This window comes from Neobacillus piezotolerans (assembly GCF_003362805.1).
In the GTDB taxonomy this organism is placed as follows: Bacteria; Bacillota; Bacilli; order Bacillales; family Cytobacillaceae; genus Bacillus_D; species Bacillus_D piezotolerans.
Genome location: NZ_QNQT01000001.1, coordinates 75,819 through 96,279 on the forward strand (window position 1 = coordinate 75,819; position 20,461 = coordinate 96,279).

A 20,461-nucleotide genomic window follows, 5' to 3' on the forward strand; every position below is an offset into this window, starting at 1 on the left:
TTTCAGATGGACATCCTTGATTTTCGCTGGGACATAATCTGGAACTACCGTGATTTTTTCATCCGTGGTATCTGGGTAACGATTGTCTTAACGGTTAGCGGGTATGTAGGAGGCATGCTTCTCGGTGTATTTATAGGCTTAGGTGAAACGTCGAAGCGAAAATTGATTTACTGGCCGTGCAAGCTTTATGTCGACCTGTTCCGCGGCACGCCATTGCTCGTTCAAATATTGATTATCGACCTTGCGCTTATTCCGGCGATTTTTGGCCAGTCATTCGGCTTCATGGTATCGGGGATTACTGCGCTTCTGTTGAATTGCGCCGCCTACAACGCGGAAATCATCCGGGCGGGCATCCAGTCGATTGACAAAGGGCAAATGGAAGCGGCCCGCTCACTGGGATTGAATCACAGCCAGGCGATGCGGAAGATTATTTTGCCACAGGCATTCCGCCGCATGATCCCGCCGCTAGGAAATGAATTCATTGCATTGCTAAAGGATTCGTCACTCGTTACAGTTATCGCCGCGAATGATATCCTGTACGCCAGCAAGATTGTCGCGGGAGCGTACCAGCGCTTCTGGGAACCATACTTGATGGCCGCGGTCCTCTATCTGATTTTGACCTATGTTGTCACGAAAGTGGTTGCCTACATTGAGAAGCGGACCAGCAATCATTACAATCCACGCAGAAAAAGGGAAAGGCAGGTTGTCGCGCATGATCAAAGTGGAAAACCTGCATAAATATTTTGGGAAACTCGAAGTGTTGAAAGGCATTGATTGCCATGTCAGGGAAAAGGAAGTCGTCTGCGTCATCGGGCCCTCAGGCTCCGGCAAAAGTACATTTTTACGCTGCATCAACCTGCTTGAGGATATAACCGACGGAGATGTCCTGATTGAAGGAAAAAAAGTTAATGACCCGAAAACGGATATTAACGACATCCGGACAGAAGTGGGCATGGTATTCCAGCAATTCAATTTGTTCCCGCATATGACAGTGCTCGAAAATGTCACAATGGCGCCAATGATGATCCGCAAAATGGCGAAAAGCGATGCGGAAAAGCTTGCGCTGGATCTTTTGAAAAAAGTCGGCGTCCTTGAAAAGGCCGACAACTATCCCGAGCAGCTTTCGGGCGGGCAAAAGCAGCGCGTCGCCATCGCCAGGGCGCTTGCGATGAAGCCGAAAATCATGCTGTTCGATGAACCGACCTCCGCGCTCGATCCGGAAATGGTCAAAGAAGTGCTCGATGTTATGAAGCAGCTGGCGATGGAAGGCATGACGATGGTCGTCGTTACCCACGAAATGGGCTTTGCCCGCGAAGTCGCCGACCGCGTCATCTTCATGGACGGCGGCTACATCGTCGAGGAAGGAAAACCGGAGGAGCTTTTCGGCAATCCGCAAAATGAACGAACAAAAGCATTTTTGGGGAAAGTACTGTAGATTGATTGGCCTGCTTTGCTTGAAGGCAAAGCAGGCTATTTCATTTTGTGTTGGCGCAAGGCAAACCAGAAAAATAACCTGGAGTTTTCAGTAGGTGAACGAATAGTGATTCTAATACCCGTTTACAAACCAACGGTCGGTATGTTATAGTCGGTATATTCAGATTATTGATAATACATCTTAGGAGGGATTGACTTTGAAGCAAGATGAACGAAGAACGCAGACAACTAGGCTTCTACTTGAAACGACTAAAGAACTGATACAGGAAAAAGGATGCGATTCGATTACGCTGAAGGACATCATGGACAGAGCGGGCTTATCAAAGGGGGCTATTTTCCATTATGTGAAGAGCAAAGACGAACTTTTTGTTTGGGTGCTTCAGGAGCGGCTGGAAGAGACGAATGAACTTTTTATGAACGAAGTGGAGCAAGGACGGCAATCATTTGATGAACCGTATCAAAAAATATTTGAAAGTATTTCGGCTTATGCAAATGCGGACATAACGAACAAAGTGCTGATGTATTTGCTTGGAAAGGAGGAGCAGCCGATTATAGCGGAAGCGCTCAAGCAATATTATGAGCGTTCTGTATTCTTATCCAGAATGTGGATCGAGACCGGTCAAAGGCATGGAGTTATTTTGGAATCGGTCGATGCTGGCAAAACAGCTGAAATGTTCGTTCTTCTGACAATCGGTTTGCGTGTGCGATCCACGATACCATCTGTTCCGGCTGTTTTTATGGCCCAAGATTTCTCGTCGTTTATTACCGGTATCTTAAAATCCCAGTAAAGGAAGCAGGAGGGATCAGTATGAACTTGTGGTTAACATTGCATCTGATTGGAGTCGTATTATTCGTTGGAAATATCATTACGGCTGCCTTTTGGAAAATAAGGGCGGATTTGACCAAAAAAGCGGCTGAAATTCATAGAGCAGTTAAAAACGTAATGCTGGCGGATTATATATTTACAATCCCGGGTCTTGCTCTTATCATCGTCTCGGGCAGCAGAATGGCTGAACGCGCGGGAATGCCAATGTCGGGGTTTAACTGGCTTATGTTGTCGCTCATATTATTCATGGTAAGCGGAATCATCTGGGCCGTTATTCTTATTCCGCTGCAGCTTAAAATGATCCGGCACAGCGCGCAATGCATCGAAAGCGGTACCATCTCCAAGGCATATCGGGATGCTTCACGCTTGTGGGCGGTCTTTGGCATCGCTGCTACTCTGCTGCCACTCGTCATTTTATACCTTATGGTAACGAAGGGTTTTTAAATGGGAGGGATCGAGATGGTACCATTTTATGTGCTTATCGCTGCTTTTCTGCTTTTCAAGGCTATTGGCTTGATTGGAGTATCCTATTTCGAAGGCTGGCACACCTCGCTACAATGGGCGGTTGCCGCCATGCTGCTGCTTACCGCATCCGCTCATTGGGGGACGAGGCGTCCTGATTTAATCCGTATGGTTCCGCCGGCTTTTCCTAGACCGGATTGGATTGTGACGGCTACCGGACTACTTGAAATTGTCGGAGCTATCGGCATTCTGTTTCAAGCCACCTCCAAGACAGCGTCTTTTGGATTGGCGTTACTGCTGTTAGCAATGTTTCCCGCAAATTTGCGGGCAGCCAGAGAAAAATTAACGATCGGGGAGAGGCCCGTACCTAAGCTGATTCCTCGAACTGTACTTCAGATCGTTTTTCTTACGGCCGTCCTTTTAGCAGGTTGAACCTTCTGAATGAAAGGAGTAACTGGATTTTAAGGAGTTACTTAGTTTAGAAAAGTGTAAACGTTTGCATATAAATGGGTTTATTCGGTAAAATGTGAATAACTCTATTTGGATGGAAAGGATACAGGAGTACACGTATGCCAACATTTACTTTGTAATGATCAATAATTTGGATAGCATCATCCTCAAAAAACCAATGTGTTTTTTCTAAGGGGGTAGTATGCCCATTTTTATCATTACAAAGGAACCAGGCAACCCTGTAGTCTCGTTGCGAAAGGAGGTCCTTGTGTAGGATCTCCTTTTTAATTTTTCCAAAAAAATATAACTGTGCTGCAAGATATCCAAATAGGTGCTTGCGTTCCTTTATCTTTTTAAGAGGTGAAGGATAAATGTCAAATATAACACTCCACTGGAAACTTTCTCATATACCAGAACAAGCTGTAAAGAAGCACTGCAAAATGTGCGGCAAACTATCCATTTTTACGGATACAAATGTGCGAAGGCATAACGCAAACGGAAAAAGCATATACCGATTTGCAATTTATAAATGCGAAAAAAATCATACGTGGAACAAAAAGTTAGCGATTTACAAAACATTCTCAGAGCATGTTGCTGAAATTGGAGAGCAGAATGATGAATCTTCAATTATGTCAAACATTCCAATAACCAGCTTAGCAGAACTAGGAGTAAAGGTGATTCACATCGTTCTGGATGATGTGGCAGGAAAACATCGAATCGATAAAGTACTTGCAAACCAAATCGAGGATTGGAGCCGATCACAGATCGTAGAAAAGATTGAAAAAGGAACGATTCTATTAAATGAGCAAGTCATTAAACCAAGTTCAAGATTGTCAAAGGGAGAACGCATTTCCATATTCATTTAATGAAAAACATTTAGCAGCAGAACTAGACTTTAAAAATAGTAATATTTTAATGATTAGTTGGTTTTCAGAATATAACCTGATGAGTCTATATCATCGGGTTTTTTCTGTTCACGGCTCATAGATTCCGTAAAACCATAGAGTGAGGGTCTGAATTAAGAGATTAGAAAATCCTTATTATTACTTGCCGCTAAATATGGTATTATCAGAATATTATGTACTTTATTTTAAAAGGAGTGTTTAGAGTGAGTGTGATTACCCGCAAGGATGTGCCGGTGGAAGAAACATGGGATTTGACGCCGATTTTTGCAAGAGATGAAGAATGGGAGAAGGCGTATATCCAGGTTGGAGAAGACCTGGAAGGGATGCTTCAAGAAAAGATCACCCTGGATAATGCAAAAACGACCCTGGCTTTGCTTCAACAATACGATGCCTTGATGGAAAGATTCAGCAGGGTATCAAGCTACGCTTTTTATAAATATTCCGAGGATGGAACAGACCCGGAGAATCAGCGCAGGCTCGGGCGTACGCAGTCCCTTGGAAAAAAATCGTACAGCCTCAGTACGGTGGTCGTGAACCAGTTTCTGCAGCTGCCTAAAGCTGCCCTGCAAACCTACTTGGAAGAGGAGGGCGGGTTGCATACGTATCATCGGTTCCTCGAGAAAATCGATAATCTCCGCGAACACTCGCTAAAGCCGGAAATGGAAGATTTGCTGTCTACACTGGGCCGTACCTTGAATGCATCCAACTCAACCTATTTGACGATTACAGCGTCAGATCTGAAGTTCGATCCGGTGGAAGACAAGGATGGAAAAGACGTACCGGTTTCGCTTTTCATGTACATGACCCAGGTAGAAACGTCCCCCGATACCGTACTGCGCAGGAACGCGTACAAGTCGCTGTCGAATGGTTTGAAAAACTATCAGCACGGCCTCGCCCATACACTGACGAACGAAATACATAAAAATGTGGCGATTGCGAAACTGCGCCAATATCCAACCACGATGGATTATCTGCTTCACTATGATTCGCCGGCGGACAACAACTTTTATTCAGGGGATGGCATTCCCCGCCATTACTTCGAGGATGTGCTCGATACGTTCCAGCAGGAGCTTGCCCCGCATATGCAACGGTACGCGCGCCTGAGGAAACGCCAGCTTGGCCTCGACAAGCTGCTCTTCTCGGATGTCAAAGCGCCGCTCGACCCGGATTTTGATCCGCCAATCAGCTATGAAGAGGCTGGGGAAATCATTGTTGAAGCCGTCGGTGTGCTCGGTCCTGAATACCAGGAGCAAATGCGGAAGGTATTCACGGACCGGTGGGTATACAGGGGCGATAACGTCGGACGGAGGATGATCGCATTCGGAGGCGGCGTCCATGGCGTCCATGGCTATTCATTTTACCCATGGGGAGGCAATCTGTTCGATGTGATTCTCCTCGGCCACGAGCTCGGACACGCCATCCACCTTACGCTAGCCGCGCAAAACCAGAAATTCATCAACAATGGTGGGTCTCTGTTATTCGTCGAGGCGCCGTCCACCTTGGTCGAACATTTAATTGTCCAGTACCTTCGTGAAAACCGCGATGACCCGAGGCTGCACCGCTGGCTGAATATGTACTTGATGATGAGCTACCACCATAATTGCGTCACCCATATCCTCGAGGCCGAGCTGCTGAGAAGGCTGTACAAAATGGCCGACCAGGAAATCCCGTTGACGACAAGCGTGATCAGCGACACAAAAGGCGCGATTCTATCAGAGTTCTGGGGGGACACGGTCGAGATCGACGAAGGCGCGAAACTGACGTGGATGCGCCAGCCGCATTATTATATGGGTCTCTATCCGTTCACCTATTCCATCGGCACATCTGCTTCCACTGTCGTCGCAAACCGGATCAAGGAGGAAGGGATTTCAGTAGGCGAGCAGTGGACGGAGGTCCTGAAGCGCGGAGGCACATTGGGCGGCTTCGACCTGTACAAAATGGCGGGGCTCGATATGAGCACAACCGACGTCATCAAACAGGCAATTTCCCATATCGGTACGATTGTGGATGAGCTGGAAAAGAGTTTTTAAGTTTTTTTAAAAAAAGAGAAGTTGCCGCGCTGAAAAATGCTTCCCTGCCCAGCCAAATTTAGATAAACGTTGAAACATTGATCCAAACGGATTTTGAAGGCAAAACATAACAGGGAAAGTTGGTCACTTCTATCTAACAAAAAAGTTTAACACTTGACAGTATTATTTTAGTAAACTATTATGAGAATAATCTTAAAAAAATGAATATTTTCCTTATTAAGAGCAGGGGAGGAATCTGGTCCAGCGATCCTGCAGCAACCATCACTCAAATTGTATTTTAGTGATAAGGTGCTAAGTCCAGCAAGCATTTTAGCTTGGAAGATAAGGGAGGGTGTAGACTCTATAGACTCTGTTTATAAAACCTCTTCCTTAGTGGAAGGGGTTTTTTTGGTATATACAAGGACTTGGCAACAGTCGGAACGCCTAAAGCCATTGTCCATTTTGTTATATCCATATCAGCTTCTTAGAAAAAAACATACATCCACACGCATTTATATCCTAGTTATTCTATAAGGAAAATAGGAATAAAAAGTAGGAGGAATCGACAGATGCATAAACTTTAGTGTTAAAAAATTAGTACCCTATCGATTTAACAACCAATTTATTTTTACCACAAGGCTAATAGAGGAACTATCTGTAGCGAAAAAAACCGAACAGTTAGGAACACCTATAGGTAATTTACCATGAAGTATCAAGTATGAAAGAGCGTGTTGCAAGCTCAATTATTTTTGAAAGAGGGATGAAAATGAAACAAGCTGAACTGGCATCGTCAACCAACAGCGCTCCTGATCAGAAAACAATTAGAAAAGTTGTGATATCGGGTGCGATTGGCAACTTTATCGAATGGTATGATCTAGCAATCTATTCTTATGCAGCAATCGGTATATCCTTGGTCTTATTCTCTGAAGCTGGGGAATTCGCTCTCATTTATTCGTTGCTTGCCTTTGGTTTCACATATCTCCTGCGCCCAATAAGTGGTGTCATCATGGGTGCGATTGGTGACAGGATAGGTCGCAAGAAACTCCTTGTATTAACGATTTCCATGATGGCAATAGGGACGCTTTGTATTGGACTGATTCCCTCATACGCTTCCATTGGAATCGGCGCTCCGATTCTTTTGATGGCGTGCAGGGCTGTGCAAGGAATCTCTGCAGGTGGAGAATTTGTCGGCGCCGCGGCCTATGTTTATGAGTTTTCTAATAGGAAAAATAAAGTCTTTTTAATGGGTTTGATTCAGTTAGGCACCTGTTTATGCTATCCAGCTGCGGCGTTTGCTGCCTACGGGCTAGGAGTATGGTTAGGTGGTGATGCGTTTGACGAATGGGGATGGCGACTATTATTTATTTCAGCTGCGCCGCTCGGGCTTATTGCGCTATTTATACGATCTGGATTAGACGAATCACCAGTGTTCAAAAAACTACAGGAAAATGGAGAAGTCTCGGCATCACCTTTTAAGGATAGTTTGAAATATGATCCTAAACGCTTAATTCTTACAACAATCTATGTCTTAGGGTACAATGCTGCGGCTGTGATGGTGCTTTTATATATGCCAATATACCTTGTGAATGTAAGTGGATTCGCACCAACTAAAGCGAACCTCACAATGGGAATTACGGGGCTTATATTTGGATTGTCGGTACCTGTCTTTGCCTGGATTGTCGGTCGCAACCCTGATAATATACCAGCATTTCGCATCGCAAGCTGTGCTGTTTTCGCTGTATTCGTTGTTTTTGCCTATTGGTTGTTTACTGTCCCTGGAGGTATGATTTTTGGAATCGTAATACTCGGTTTGATTGTAGGGTTCCATTACGCACTAGCTCCATTTACCGTAGTCGATGTTTTCCCCGCGGTACATCGCTTTACTTCGGGGGCTATCGCTTACAACGTACCTGTCGCTATAGGAGGTGCACTATTCCCAGTGTTGTTCTCTTCATTAACCAAAATTGGCGCTCTAACTCCACCTATCTTTGTAGCGCTTGTCAATGTAGTTGCCTGCATTTCCGCGATTGGGTTAGCGCGTATAACAAAGGAGCGCGATTCGACGACGTATGTGCCGAGTACTTCATATAATTCACTTTCGAAGGAGATGAGTAAGTTATGACTAAGCCCCTTTCATTTTCTGCGTTTCTAATGAACACAGTCAATCACAATTTACATGGATTGTGGCGCGAGGACGAGGGTCGCCAGAGGGATTTCAATGATATAGATCTCTGGATTTCACTGGCAAAGCGACTTGACGAAGGTGGCTTTGATGCTATTTTTTTCGCGGATGTGGTTGGATTATATGGTAATCATTGTGGTGGATGGAAATACCATGTAGAAAAAGGGTTACAAATACCGAGCAATGACCCAATGGTGCTATTATCCGCTTTGGCCGTTCACACAAAGAATCTCGGATTAGCTTTTACTGCCTCTCCACTACAAGAACATCCGTTTAACTTTGCACGGCGTGTATCGACGCTTGATCATATTTCAAAAGGCAGGATTGCATGGAACATGACGACAGGTTTTTTGGATAATGCTTTTCGAAACTTCGGCTATGATGGTATGGTTGAGCACGATGAACGCTACAAATGGCTGGATGAATATACAGATGTGTTATATAAGCTCTGGGAGGGCTCGTGGGATGAAGGAGCACTCTTGAAGGATAAAGAAAGTGGAATCTATGCTGATTCAGATAAAGTACATAAAATAAATCATGTTGGTGAGCGCTATAAGGTAGAGGGACCTCACCTTGTTGCACCATCACCGCAACGGACGCCGGTACTTTTTCAGGCTGGATCATCACCGACTGGACGGGACTTTGCGGCTCGAAATGCGGAAGGGGTTTTCATCAAAGCACCGAATCCGGAACTTGCTCGTAAGCAGATTGAAGAAACCCGGCGCATAGCAATTCAACATGGAAGAGATGGAAAGGACCTTCAGTTTTATCAGGGTTTATCCTTTGTTATAGGGGACACTGAAGAAGAAGCGCAGCGTAAAGCAATCGAACTCGAAAATAAGGTAGATTTGGAAATGATGGTCGCACATATGGCAGGTGCTGCAGGGATAGATTTAGGCAATGTCAGCATGGATATACCTCTTGATGATGTGGATTCACAGGGAATGAGTACTTTCTTTAATTGGGTGAAGCAAAATACACCAAAACGAACTCCTACAGTAGAAGATTTGGCGAGATACCATGTACGAACAATTAGAGTGGTGGGAACTCCAGAATCAATTGCTGACAAACTTGAACAGTGGCAGAAGGCGGGAGTCGATGGAATTAATGTGATTAGTGCAACGATTCCAGGTTCGTATGAAGAATTCATTGATTATTTGATGCCTGTGCTCCGCCAACGTGGATTAGCTCGTAATCCAGATGAAGAACAAACTACTTTTAGAAATAAGCTTTTTGGAGGGGATCGTTTAAATAAACGTCACCCAGCCTCACGATATAGAGATGCTTTTGCTTCTAAAAACTTAGTTTAGGTACCTATTAGTTTATGTCTGCCAACCTGGAATTAAGTAAAAAAATGTTAAAGGCTAGACTAGATGAAACAATCATCCAGTCTAGCTTTTTATAGGGGTACCTGAGAGTGCGGCAGAGCTTTGGCTATAACATATCGCGGGTGGAATTCATTTCTAAAGACTAGGGGTAAGCCTCTTTAGTGCTTGGATTAAAATAATTCCCGCCGAATAATGCAAGAAGACTTTAATTCACCTTGTAGTTCTACGAGGGTTATTCAATTAATCCAAAAAAAGTTTCGCCCTGAGGATATCCAGGGCCCGCTCGACTTCCTCCAGGTCTTCGTTCGTAGCATCCTGTATCCGCTCTTGGAAGTGTGCTTCAATCGTAGCAAAAGCATCATTCATCATGGCTTCACCTTCTTTGGAGAGGCGGATGTATTGTTTTCTCCGATCTTCACTGTCATGAATCTTTTCAATTAAATTCTTTTCGCTTAATTTTTTCAGCTCACGGCTCGTGTTCGGCATTGACATGTTCTGGCAGTCATTGATTTCACTTGGAGTAACCGGCTGGCTGACGGCAATATATTCGAGAATATTATATTGGATTTGCGAAATCGAATCGGGTTTCGCATTTTTTGTTAATTCATTGGTTACACGATGAACGGAACTTGTAAAGGATACAACCTTTTCGAAAAGAACCTTTTTGTCCAATGTCCTCACCTCTTGTAAAAGATAACAAATTTATTATCAAAAAACAATTATCAATTGATAAACAAATGTCTGGGTGTTATTATTTAGTTATCAAATGATAATTAAAGGGGTGCAGCCTTTTGAACATGTTAATCATCTATACTTATCCCAATCATAACAGCTTGAATTTTGCCTTTTTGCAAAAAGTACTTAAAGGCAGCAAGGAAAATGACAACATCAAGGAAATTCAAGTCCTTGATTTATACGAGGAGGGCTTCAACCCGCTTCTCGTGTTCAACGAACAAAAGCGGCGCCGCGATATGCATAAGGATCCTAGTATTGAAAAATACAGGCAACAGCTCACTTGGGCGGACAAAATTGTTTTCATCTATCCGATTTGGTGGGGAAGGCCGCCCGCGATGCTCCTTGGCTACATCGACCAATTATTCGCATCCAACTTTGCGTACAAAGATAAAAAGGGTTATTTTCCGGAAGGTCTGCTGAAAGGGAAGTCGGTCGTATGTGTGTCCACCATGAAGGGGCCGGCTCTGTATCCATTCTTCTGGCTCAACAACGCGCATAAAATCCTCATGAAACGGGCCTTGTTCAATTTCGTCGGAATCAAGAAAGTGAAATTCTTTGAATTCGGAAATATGGAGAATCCAAAGGGAAACCAGGCCAAGAAAATGGAGAAGGTCTATACCTATTTCAAAAAAGTAGCCAATTAAGGAACCAATGAACATCCAATTAAATTACAAACAGGCAGAATTGTTCAAGACTCGGTTAAAAAGGGGGGAGTCATTGTTGAAAATTAAATTGGGAAGCCTAATTCTGATATTTTCTCTTGTCTTAATAGGATGCCAAAACAAAAATTTAAACCTAGGAAAAAGTGTCACAGAAATTAAAGTGGTGACTTGGGGAGAAACAGAAGAGTTTGTTACAAGTATAAAAGATGAAGAATTTATAAGGGAACTAATAGATAAACTAAATAAAGCTAAAACAGTTACCACTGCAAATGCAGACATGGAAATGCCTGACTTTAAATTGTACTTCAAACATAATAAGGAAGTAATTTATGAGATAGGATATTTTAAAAGGGTTATGGGGCATAATGGCATTTTAGGCCAGTATTGGGATACTAAAAAAATATATGATGTAATACTGGAATTGCCGATTGAGTAATCAACAGTTTGTCAACACGCGGGAGGTTTGTTGAAGAAGGAAATTTCCTTTTCCAAGCTTATTAAATTTCATACAATCAATACACGAATACAGGTATTGAAAATAAAAGGAACATGGAGGTATGAGATGAAGATCAATAGAATAGATCATGTGAGTATAAATGTAAATAATCTTTCAGAGGCTAAAGCGTTTTTTCTGGATTTAGGACTTGAAGTGCAGGCGGAATGGGAATTGGAAGGAGAACAGTTGGACAGAATAGTCGGGCTCAATAATGTTAAAACGGCATGTGTAGCATTGGGGATGCCAGATGGCCAGGCATGGATCGAGCTAGTCAAATTTCAAACGCCATCAGATGAAAAAGGTATTCAGCAGACTTTTGCAAATACGCTAGGTATCCGACATATTTGCTTTGCTGTAGAAGATATTGAAGAGATTGTTGCAAAATTGAAAAAGAAGGGCACGGCAACCTTTAGTGAGATACAGCAATATGAAGAAAGTTATAAGTTATGCTACGTCCGTGGCCCAGAGGGTATTATTTTAGAGTTGGCGGAGAAAATCGGATAAATAGTGAATCAGACTTAAAATAAGTTCGTTTTCCCAAATTAAAGATTTCTTCTTAACCATAGGTGCGTTGATTCTGCCAGGATTAACCGCCTTTTTTGTTGAATTCCTTATTGGACAAACGGGGCAGAATAGTTTAAATAAAAATATTTTTTTACAGTAGACAATAAAGTAAAAAATAACGGGATCGGAGATAATCATGTCAGAAATTTGGATAGTTAAAGAAAGAATTTCAAAAAATTTCTTTGATGAATTAGATCACCATATAAGGCTAGATGGAGACTTGGGAACTGCCTATTTTATAGAAGCTGGTGGTGAAGATTATATAGAACAAAATAAAGGTTTTTTACTGAAGTTTTTAATTCAACAAAATATATACCCTTTATATATCACCTTTATTGTCTATGATGAACAAAAGGAAGAGCATATCACTCTTTTAAATCAGAAAAAAATTGAATTTACCTTAAATCATCTTGAGGAAAAAAGAGCATTTGGTAAGCAACAATATCACCCACCTTATTTTACTGCAAGGGTTGATGATTCGGAAGCTTTAGCCCTTTTACTAAATGAAACTTATTGGCTGCCAGCTCAAAATGAGTTTTTTTCAATTTCCTTTTCTGACAATTTACTATTTGAATTAGGGGAAGTTACTGAGTGGGGGAGAAAAAGAAAACGCTCAATCGCGATCTTTAAAATTGAAACAGATACTACATTTATTACAATTTCCCACGATGGAGCAGGGTTTTATTTATTTTCAAACGAGGAGAAATATAATCCCATTGACAAGTTTGTTTCCAATTTACCAAAAGGAACAGTTATCACACAGATAAACGATAGATTAGTTACGGGTAATAATTTTGGAGAAGAATAATACCTTTATTAGTGTGTTGGTCCAAAAGGATTAACCACCTTTTTTGTGGAACTCCTTATTGTACAAACGGGGCAGTTTAGTTAAAAAATATTATGGAAAGATTTACGAAAAAAGGGGAGTAAGGAATGAAGAATGATATTTTTATTAAGGTTATTTTAACTGGAATATTAGTGTGTCTGATTGTAATTGCTTTAAGAATCAATACGAATGAATATATTCAAACATCGCCCCCTAATGTTGACGTTAATAACCAGGGTGGGAGAGTTGTTCAAATTGCACCTAATATAGTTGGGGTTGTTGATACTGGGAGTGGCAGTGGTTGGGAACAACTAGTAATTTTTGAATACGATCCAAATACCAAAAAGTTTGAAGTCGTTAGCTCCTTAACCTATGAAGACATTTTTAACCACCCGAAAGAAAATGGTATTCCAGTAAGAGATGATAAATATGGAAACTAAAGGTTACTAAGCTAACGATTGCGTAGATCCAGAAAGGATTTCCGCACTTTTTTATAGAATTCTTTATTAAACAAACGGGGCAGTTTAGTTGAATAAAGCATGTATCTTGACAATCGTTTTTACACAATTATAATAGATATTAGAGAGTCTTATAGTCTTTAATAGATAGGAAGGGTTGAATCCATTGAAGTACTCAAAAGCAACTAATTATGCTCTTCATACAATGTTAAATTTAGCTTTGTCAAAATCAAGCAAACCAATAGGGGTACAGACACTAGCAGAAAAGCTGAATGTTTCACCAACTTACTTATCTAAAATCCTAACCAAGCTTGTAAAAGAAGGGATGGTATCTTCTGTGTCAGGAGCAAATGGTGGATATTCATTGACAAGAGGCTGGGAATCCATTTCTTTTCTTGATATTATTTTTGCTATTGAGGGAAAGTCATCATTGTTTGAGTGCGGATTAGACCATGGACCTCAATGTCAGATCCAAAAAGTAATGTTGAAGTCCGAAGAAAAAATGGAAGAAGAATTAAGGAGGCAAACCCTGGCTGATTTAGCTAAGACATCTGAATAATTAAATGATGTCTTTTTTTATCCTCCTATTATAGATAATAAAGGTCTTTAATGTATTTAATTAAAAGGAGTGTATATTATTATGTTAGATTGTGTAATAGTTGGTGGAGGTCCAGCGGGTTTAAACGCTGCACTTGTATTAGGCAGGGCAAGAAGAAATGTGATTTTATTCGACAATAACTCTCCAAGAAACGCAGTTACCCAAGAGTCGCATGGATTTATTACAAGAGACGGAATTAAACCAAGAGAATTTAGAGAAATTGCTCATCAGGACATAGCCAAGTATCCTTCTATCATGATAAGAAATGAAAAAATTATTGATGTAAAAAAAACGGGAATGCATTTCGAAGTCGTGACCGAAAAAGGAGAATGTATTAAAGGGAAGAAGGTTATTTTAGCTACAGGACTTAAGGAAATTCATCCGGCAATAGAAAACATTATGGATTTCTATGGAAAAAGTCTTTTCAGCTGTCCTTATTGTGATGGCTGGGAGTTGAAAGACCTTCCGCTAATGATTATTTCAGAAAGCCACTCTGCTTTCCATATGGCTAAAACAGTTTACAATTGGAGCAAAGACTTAATTGTTTGTACCAATGGAAAGAAGATATTAACCGTAGAGCAAAAGAATATGTTACAAAGAAAAGGAATTAAAGTATATGAGCAAAAAATTAAATCTCTTATTGGCGGAAATGGGAGTTTAGAAGCTGTAATTTTTGAGGATGGTGAAGAGGTAAAGAGGAATGGAGGATTTGTGACACCTGAATGGATTCAAGCTACCACTTTCGGTCAATCTTTAGGATGTAAAACACACGAGCTTGGTGGAATTATAACTGATCAATTTGGCAGAACTAATATTGAAGGGCTATATGCCGCTGGAGATACCTCAGTTATTGCTCCTTCACAAGTGATTATTGCAGCAGCGGAAGGTTCTAGAGCCGCAATGGGAGTCAATACAGACTTATCTCAAGATGATTTTAATTAAACTATTTAAAAACTTTGTGAAACAATGTACTTAAACTATAGGGTGCGATGATCCAGGAATGATTTTCGCACTTATTTGTTGAATTCCTTATTGAACAAACGGGGTAGTATAGTTCAATAAGGAATTATTTGTCGAACGATTGCTTCAACCACAAAAAGGGGATTATGGAGATTTATTGAATACTTACAATTAATAGTGAAAACCGATTATTAATTCACTGAACTAGCAACAAAGCATAATGAACAAGTGGAATTGAGGGGGGGAATGAATATGCAGGCTAATGAGGAAATCATAGCGGAAGAAAGAATGGAAGACATTACTGGTATAACTTGTATTTATGTACCAGTAAATGATGTTTACGAGTCAATTAAATGGTACCAAAAGAATCTTGGGTATCAACCTGCAAACAACGACCGTGTTGAGCCTGGGATAGAGATGGCTGTTTTGAATTTTCCAGATCTGAATGGAAATCTACCCTCACCTGGTTTAAGGCAAGTTGTACCCGCTCTATTTCTTCACAAATCGGACGAAGAAGGCGGTCGATTACGCTTTTCATGGTCATTGGACAACGGCAAACCACATGCAATGGCGTGTTTCATTACTCCACGGATTAAGGAACTATTAGAACGTTTTAAGAAAAACGGAGTGAATATTTTAGGAGAACGGATAACAAGCGGACCAAACATAACGTTTGCAGATCCTGACGGGAACATATGGGAAGTTTGGCAACCATAATTAATTAACCCTTGCTATTACCTAAACGGATCAGGGGAGCACAGCGGTGGAATCGATCCACCGTTTATTTTGTATTCCTCGATCTAATAAACTTAAGCATTTCTCCAAATATATTATAGGAATTATTTTGGGAATGTATTTGTTTTTTCAGTAATAGTAAGTTTATAAACTTTATTTCCTTATTTAAGAAACGGGTGCGTTGATCTAGAAGGATTAATGGCCTTTTTTATTGAATTCCTTATTGAAGAAACGGGGCAGGTTAGTTTAATAAGAAAATGGCAAAATGATCAGTTTACCTCTTTTGAAATAAAAATGAAAAAACGCCAATTGGCGTTTTTTTCGAAGAGAGTGCTATTCATTTGAACCCATATTCTGTACATTCTTCGCCGCTTTGTTGACGGCATTGGTTGTTGCATCCACAACATTCATTGCAGCGTTCTCTGTTGTCTCTAACGCACTATGGGCGGCTTGGAATGCGGCACCCGCAGTATCCTTTATCCCTTTAGACACCTGATTTTCTTGCTGATTGTTATTTTGTTGTTGGTTAGTCATTTTACCACCTCCTGATGTTATAGGGTATGGAGATAGAATTATTAATATACATTTGTAAAAATGAGTTTGCTCTCTGCCACTTTTGTAAAAAGCGTACATCAAAGTACGCTTTTTTATATTGATGAACCATAAGCGGTACTGGACGTTCACGAAAACAACACTATTATTTTAGACGTAACTTTTAATTATTAATGTTTTGTTCCTTCTTAAGGAGCCTGTTATGAAGTTTTGACAGGAATAGAAGTGCGAGAACTGAGCCAATTAATGTTAACGTCATATCCCATTGTGCATCCCACATACTTCCTTGTGTACCTAAAAAATTCCTGGATTCTTTTCCACCCTTGGTTATTAAAAAAAATAACCATTCAATTATTTCATAAAGGGCACTGATCGCCAGAGAAATACTTATAATGATGGTAATTAACCAAGGACCTTTACTTAACGGTGTTTTCCTTAATAAAAGTTCCCTTATCACTATTACAGACAAACCCTTTAACAAATGACCAAAGCGATCATAGTGATTTCGGTTGAAGTCATATGCGTCTTTTATCCAATTAAATAGAGGAACCCTTGAGTATGTGTAATGACCGCCGATGAACATCATGATTGCTAGAACTGCAATAATAATATAAGACAGGGTTGTAAGTCGAAACCGCTTGTATGTAACGACTACAATCAATAACCCGACAACGGCAGGACCTGCCTCTATAGCCAATAAGCCATACCCTCCAATTGGCTTAATGATCGACCATATAAAAACCGCGGTAACAAACAAGAGTAGAAAAATATTAATTGTGTTGCTTTTTCCTTTTTTCACGTAATCCATCCTTAGAAGTTATTCCTTTACCATTGGGCAAAAATTAATTCCCCCATAATCTTTTCACATCAAGAGGAACAATTTCACGTCCATTTATTTGCTTATGGATCAAGGGATTTTTAAACGGATCAGAAATTCTATTTTCTTGGTAAAGGATTCGTGCACGTGCACGTACATCAATTCCTAGAATATTTTCGATTTTTTTGTAGTAAGTCATTGAATCTTCACCTCACCTCAAGTTAATATTTATTATCGTTCTTTGATTGAAAATAATTCACTATTTATATTGTGCTATTTGATTTTGAAAATCCTTGTTATGCTAACGGTGCAGGATAGTTGAACAACCTAAACGCTGATCATACAAAGGAGTAATGGTCCGATGGAAGATAAGAAACGAGAATTAAAAGAGAATGTCCTATACGGTTTGACTCCAGAAGACAGATTTAAGGAATTACACGGGATAACAATAGAGGAATGGGCTGCAAAACGAGTAGAAAAAATCAAAGGAAAAACAGGAATCAATCCCGAAGAATGGTATATCAAGCGGGTTACATACACAATACCTATTGATTTCCTTAAAGAAATTCACGGTGTGGTTACAAAAGAGGATCTAAAGCTCATTAAAGAGCTTCAGGCACTTGGTTTAAATGATGACGTCATAAATGTACTGCTACATTACGTGGATATTTTCAGTAACATTGGTATGGTTCATTCTTTAGTGAGAGAGATAGGTGCTTACTGGGTCAGTGAAAAAATATTAACCATTGAGAAGGCCGTTTCCTATGTTAGGGAACAACAGAAGAAAATGCGTAATGGTTACACGAGTAAGAAGCAATACTGTTTTCGGCAGCTTTGGTTACTGCACTAAAAAACATGTCAGGTTAGTTAAAGAGGAATTGATAACTCTATTCAAATTGGGGAAATTAGAATAGAGGTGAAATTATTTTGAAAACATTGGGTCTACAACTCTTTATCATATCCTTTTTTGCCTTGGGGCCATTTGAAGTTCACGCACAACCTAAAGAGAATCCTGTGTTAAGCGAACAAGTAGACTCGCCCGAGCTTAGGATTCATGATATGCTAATGAATTTTTTAAATCCTCATATTGATGATGCTGTATGTAATTATTACAAACAAATATTAACAGAATGTCCGATGGTTTATCCTTATTTTGTTGATGTGGTAAAGTCACAACGGATGAACGGGTTTCGAGGTTTTATATTGCAAATAACACTGGATGTAACCCCAACAATTGGACCGCATATTTCTGTTGGAAAAGACCGTATAACCTTTGAAGTATCTGCGGGACCTACCGTCAAAATGATTAATTATAAACACTTAGAGACACACGAATTACCAGAGCACTGGAAGGACATCATTAGAGGACCTTTATAATTTGTTGAACTAAAGAGTGCGATGATCCAGGAAGGATTACCGCCCTTTTTTATTGAATTCCTTATTAAACAAACGGGGCAGTTTAGTTGAAGAGGATTAGGAATTATTTGTATAAATTAGAAAAATCTAATGGTATAATTAGTGTAAATTTACACTATATTATAGGGCGGCGTTTAATTTTAGGATGATTAAATATTTGGGTATTATATCATTTATTTTAACTGTGGTTGGATTAATATTTAGTATCAAATTTCAGTCTATGGCATATTGGGGACCAGGTGGTACTTTCACTTGGACTTGGTACTGGGTAGGTGCCTTTTTATCTTATTTTTGCTTATTAATGTCAATTGTTTGTATGAACAAAGCTAAAAATAATATTGTATTAACCGCATTCAATTTAATAATAATTCTTCCTTCACTATTATGGACAACATTTATTATTATTGCTTGGCAGTCTGGAATGTAAATTATTATTTACCTTCAGAATGATTATTTTTTTATCGGGAGCTGACTGATAAACAAAAAAGCAGAGACGTATAAAGCTGTCTCTGCTTTTTTGAAGAAACCCTCCAATAACCCCGTGACCAACGGATAATTTAAGAGTAGGTTCTTTTCCCCCTATTTTAACCAACTATCCATTTTTAAACAAGCCATTCTAACACGCTCTTATAAACTATAGCTATTTTCCAAAAATCATTTTTCCTACTACATTATTTTGGTAGATACGTTCAATATCCTCATAGCATTTATCCTTAGTATAATTTGTACCAACTCGGTCAACTTTAAGAAAAATTTCAGCTAGTAAGGACTTCGCCTCTTTTTCTTCCATTTCGGCGACCATTTTTATTACATTATCTTGGTGGGTCATCTTATCATCTCCTTTTACGCTAGTGATTCTACAAGCAAGGAACGATCCCCTTTATTTGTAAAATAAAAACCAAGCCCTCAGGCTAATTCCTTTTATAACGAATAAAAGTTCATCGATGTAGAATAGCTGACCGATGCTTTTTGTCTCACCATCTCCAACAGCGGGATGATATTGTCGTAATGCTTTTCTAACACAATAGTTGGCTGTTCTTTATCTGCAAATCCTACAAGCAAAGTAACTCTACTTACCGATTGCGGTTGGGTTTCAGTCTTATTCTATAATTACCACTTACCAATCTGTGAAGCTCATCCTTTGGTTTGGAGCAATAATGTCCCTTATAAAAGCCTGATCAATCGATTCTCTGTTATTTGTGTAACCTTACTAACGGGTGCTTGGTCCAAGGAGGATTGACCATCTTTTTTGTTGAATTCCTTATTAAGCAAACGGGGCAGTAATGTTTAATAAGAGTCCGTAAATTTATGTTGTTAAAGTAAAAGTTTAAAGGGGGAGAGAGTTTGAAAAAGAAATTAGCAATTATATTAGGTTTAATTTATATTTTAATCGGTTGTTCTTCTGATGAAGAAAGAGTTGTCAATAAATTGAAATCTGAAGTTGAAGGTAAATACAGTATTGTGATTTTTGATAATAAAACGACATCCGAAGAATACCAAGGTAGTATAAATAATGACTTAATTGATGCCAATGAATTAAGGGAAGTAATTCATTCTTTAACGTATATTATTTTAGATGAAAACTCTTCGCATGATTATAACTATAAAAAAGCATTATCTTTAAATTCGTTTCCTGAAATCGTGGTTTTTGATAACAAAGGTATAGTTCTTCAAACAAATAAAGTTGAAGAATTGGAAAAATTTTTTCTTCAGTAAAATAAAAAGCCTTATTAAAGTAACGGGTGCGATGTTCCTGGAAGGACTTCGGCCCTTTTTTGTTGAACTCCTTATTGAACAAACGGTGCAGTTTAGTTTAATAAGGATGTTCTTTTTTATGTTAAATTAATAGTATATAAGGGGGAATTATTATGAGCTTTTGGACTTGGATAGCAATAGCAATTGCTTTAATCGGTGGTATTTTCGCTGCTATTTCTGGAGCGAATAAGAAACAAAAAAATACGAATGACACTGTAAATCAAGATTGACAATTATATTGACGGGGCTTTAATCCATTAAAGGATTAAGGTCCTTTTTGTTGAATACTTT

26 protein-coding genes and 1 riboswitch are annotated in these 20,461 nt (G+C 39.8%); of the genes, 21 read left to right on the forward strand and 5 right to left on the reverse strand.

The window, feature by feature from the left end; all coding sequences use genetic code 11:
- The first annotated feature begins 6 nt into the window (after positions 1-6).
- From DRW41_RS00430 to DRW41_RS00470, 9 genes are all read left to right on the forward strand, one after another.
- The gene (locus tag DRW41_RS00430; protein WP_115449987.1) at positions 7-738 is read left to right on the forward strand and encodes an amino acid ABC transporter permease; all 732 of its coding nucleotides are present in this window, start codon (positions 7-9) and stop codon (positions 736-738) included.
- Positions 713-1,435, forward strand: a complete 723-nt coding sequence (locus DRW41_RS00435) for an amino acid ABC transporter ATP-binding protein (RefSeq protein ID WP_115449988.1) — start codon at positions 713-715, stop codon at positions 1,433-1,435. Before DRW41_RS00430 ends, DRW41_RS00435 begins: the two co-directional genes overlap by 26 nt.
- 196 nt (positions 1,436-1,631) lie before the next feature.
- Complete coding sequence (locus tag DRW41_RS00440; protein ID WP_115449989.1) at positions 1,632-2,222, forward strand: TetR/AcrR family transcriptional regulator; 591 nt, start codon at positions 1,632-1,634, stop codon at positions 2,220-2,222.
- 20 nt (positions 2,223-2,242) lie between these two features.
- Positions 2,243-2,704, forward strand: a complete 462-nt coding sequence (locus DRW41_RS00445; RefSeq protein WP_115449990.1) for a DUF2269 family protein — start codon at positions 2,243-2,245, stop codon at positions 2,702-2,704.
- A 15-nt stretch (positions 2,705-2,719) separates the two neighbouring features.
- Positions 2,720-3,154 (forward strand): DoxX-related protein, encoded by a 435-nt coding sequence (locus DRW41_RS00450; RefSeq protein ID WP_115449991.1) that lies wholly within the window; start codon positions 2,720-2,722, stop codon positions 3,152-3,154.
- A 389-nt stretch (positions 3,155-3,543) separates the two neighbouring features.
- A complete protein-coding gene (locus DRW41_RS00455) occupies positions 3,544-4,038 on the forward strand; it encodes a S4 domain-containing protein (protein ID WP_115449992.1) in 495 nt (164 codons plus the stop codon).
- Positions 4,039-4,280: 242 nt separating this feature from the next.
- The gene (locus tag DRW41_RS00460) at positions 4,281-6,107 is read left to right on the forward strand and encodes a M3 family metallopeptidase (protein ID WP_181884352.1); all 1,827 of its coding nucleotides are present in this window, start codon (positions 4,281-4,283) and stop codon (positions 6,105-6,107) included.
- A 210-nt stretch (positions 6,108-6,317) separates the two neighbouring features.
- Positions 6,318-6,435, forward strand: a riboswitch (SAM riboswitch).
- A 369-nt stretch (positions 6,436-6,804) separates the two neighbouring features.
- Positions 6,805-8,208, forward strand: a complete 1,404-nt coding sequence (locus DRW41_RS00465) for an MFS transporter (RefSeq protein ID WP_115449994.1) — start codon at positions 6,805-6,807, stop codon at positions 8,206-8,208.
- A complete protein-coding gene (locus tag DRW41_RS00470) occupies positions 8,205-9,578 on the forward strand; it encodes an LLM class flavin-dependent oxidoreductase (protein ID WP_115449995.1) in 1,374 nt (457 codons plus the stop codon). Before DRW41_RS00465 ends, DRW41_RS00470 begins: the two co-directional genes overlap by 4 nt.
- Before the next feature lie 258 nt (positions 9,579-9,836).
- On the opposite strand, the gene DRW41_RS00475 is transcribed toward DRW41_RS00470, so the two are convergent.
- A complete protein-coding gene (locus DRW41_RS00475) occupies positions 9,837-10,268 on the reverse strand; it encodes a MarR family winged helix-turn-helix transcriptional regulator (RefSeq protein WP_115449997.1) in 432 nt (143 codons plus the stop codon).
- A 119-nt stretch (positions 10,269-10,387) separates the two neighbouring features.
- Here DRW41_RS00475 and DRW41_RS00480 point away from each other — a divergent pair, with 119 nt between their 5' ends.
- From DRW41_RS00480 to DRW41_RS00515, 8 genes are all read left to right on the forward strand, one after another.
- Positions 10,388-10,975 (forward strand): NAD(P)H-dependent oxidoreductase, encoded by a 588-nt coding sequence (locus DRW41_RS00480; RefSeq protein ID WP_115449998.1) that lies wholly within the window; start codon positions 10,388-10,390, stop codon positions 10,973-10,975.
- Positions 10,976-11,051: 76 nt separating this feature from the next.
- Positions 11,052-11,429 (forward strand): hypothetical protein, encoded by a 378-nt coding sequence (locus DRW41_RS00485; protein ID WP_142752161.1) that lies wholly within the window; start codon positions 11,052-11,054, stop codon positions 11,427-11,429.
- Between the two features lie 126 nt (positions 11,430-11,555).
- Positions 11,556-11,993, forward strand: coding sequence for a VOC family protein (locus DRW41_RS00490; RefSeq protein WP_115450858.1), 438 nt, complete (start codon positions 11,556-11,558; stop codon positions 11,991-11,993).
- Positions 11,994-12,189: 196 nt separating this feature from the next.
- The gene (locus DRW41_RS00495) at positions 12,190-12,861 is read left to right on the forward strand and encodes a hypothetical protein (protein ID WP_115450000.1); all 672 of its coding nucleotides are present in this window, start codon (positions 12,190-12,192) and stop codon (positions 12,859-12,861) included.
- Between the two features lie 125 nt (positions 12,862-12,986).
- The gene (locus DRW41_RS00500) at positions 12,987-13,319 is read left to right on the forward strand and encodes a hypothetical protein (RefSeq protein WP_115450002.1); all 333 of its coding nucleotides are present in this window, start codon (positions 12,987-12,989) and stop codon (positions 13,317-13,319) included.
- A 184-nt stretch (positions 13,320-13,503) separates the two neighbouring features.
- Positions 13,504-13,896 (forward strand): Rrf2 family transcriptional regulator, encoded by a 393-nt coding sequence (locus DRW41_RS00505; RefSeq protein WP_066303669.1) that lies wholly within the window; start codon positions 13,504-13,506, stop codon positions 13,894-13,896.
- Between the two features lie 78 nt (positions 13,897-13,974).
- Positions 13,975-14,877, forward strand: coding sequence for an NAD(P)/FAD-dependent oxidoreductase (locus DRW41_RS00510; protein WP_115450859.1), 903 nt, complete (start codon positions 13,975-13,977; stop codon positions 14,875-14,877).
- A 270-nt stretch (positions 14,878-15,147) separates the two neighbouring features.
- Complete coding sequence (locus DRW41_RS00515) at positions 15,148-15,612, forward strand: VOC family protein (RefSeq protein ID WP_181884353.1); 465 nt, start codon at positions 15,148-15,150, stop codon at positions 15,610-15,612.
- Positions 15,613-15,963: 351 nt separating this feature from the next.
- On the opposite strand, the gene DRW41_RS00520 is transcribed toward DRW41_RS00515, so the two are convergent.
- From DRW41_RS00520 to DRW41_RS22760, 3 genes are all read right to left on the reverse strand, one after another.
- Positions 15,964-16,164, reverse strand: a complete 201-nt coding sequence (locus tag DRW41_RS00520; RefSeq protein ID WP_115450005.1) for a hypothetical protein — start codon at positions 16,162-16,164, stop codon at positions 15,964-15,966.
- A gap of 181 nt (positions 16,165-16,345) precedes the next feature.
- On the reverse strand, positions 16,346-16,990 hold the full coding sequence (locus DRW41_RS00525) for a DUF2238 domain-containing protein (protein WP_115450007.1): 645 nt from the start codon (positions 16,988-16,990) through the stop codon (positions 16,346-16,348).
- A gap of 34 nt (positions 16,991-17,024) precedes the next feature.
- Positions 17,025-17,198, reverse strand: a complete 174-nt coding sequence (locus DRW41_RS22760) for a hypothetical protein (RefSeq protein WP_181884354.1) — start codon at positions 17,196-17,198, stop codon at positions 17,025-17,027.
- A gap of 162 nt (positions 17,199-17,360) precedes the next feature.
- On the opposite strand from DRW41_RS22760, the gene DRW41_RS00530 reads away from it, so the two are divergent.
- The 3 genes from DRW41_RS00530 (at position 17,361) to DRW41_RS00540 (ending at position 18,842) form a co-directional block, all read left to right on the forward strand.
- Positions 17,361-17,849 (forward strand): replication initiation and membrane attachment family protein, encoded by a 489-nt coding sequence (locus tag DRW41_RS00530; RefSeq protein WP_115450008.1) that lies wholly within the window; start codon positions 17,361-17,363, stop codon positions 17,847-17,849.
- A gap of 77 nt (positions 17,850-17,926) precedes the next feature.
- Positions 17,927-18,376, forward strand: a complete 450-nt coding sequence (locus DRW41_RS00535) for a DUF3888 domain-containing protein (RefSeq protein WP_115450009.1) — start codon at positions 17,927-17,929, stop codon at positions 18,374-18,376.
- A gap of 196 nt (positions 18,377-18,572) precedes the next feature.
- Positions 18,573-18,842 carry a hypothetical protein gene (locus DRW41_RS00540; protein ID WP_245959298.1) on the forward strand — a complete coding sequence of 90 codons (270 nt, stop codon included), beginning with the start codon at positions 18,573-18,575 and terminating at the stop codon, positions 18,840-18,842.
- Positions 18,843-19,055: 213 nt separating this feature from the next.
- On the opposite strand, the gene DRW41_RS00545 is transcribed toward DRW41_RS00540, so the two are convergent.
- Complete coding sequence (locus DRW41_RS00545) at positions 19,056-19,244, reverse strand: hypothetical protein (RefSeq protein WP_115450011.1); 189 nt, start codon at positions 19,242-19,244, stop codon at positions 19,056-19,058.
- Positions 19,245-19,759: 515 nt separating this feature from the next.
- On the opposite strand from DRW41_RS00545, the gene DRW41_RS00550 reads away from it, so the two are divergent.
- A complete protein-coding gene (locus DRW41_RS00550) occupies positions 19,760-20,131 on the forward strand; it encodes a hypothetical protein (RefSeq protein ID WP_115450012.1) in 372 nt (123 codons plus the stop codon).
- The last annotated feature ends 330 nt before the right edge of the window (positions 20,132-20,461 follow it).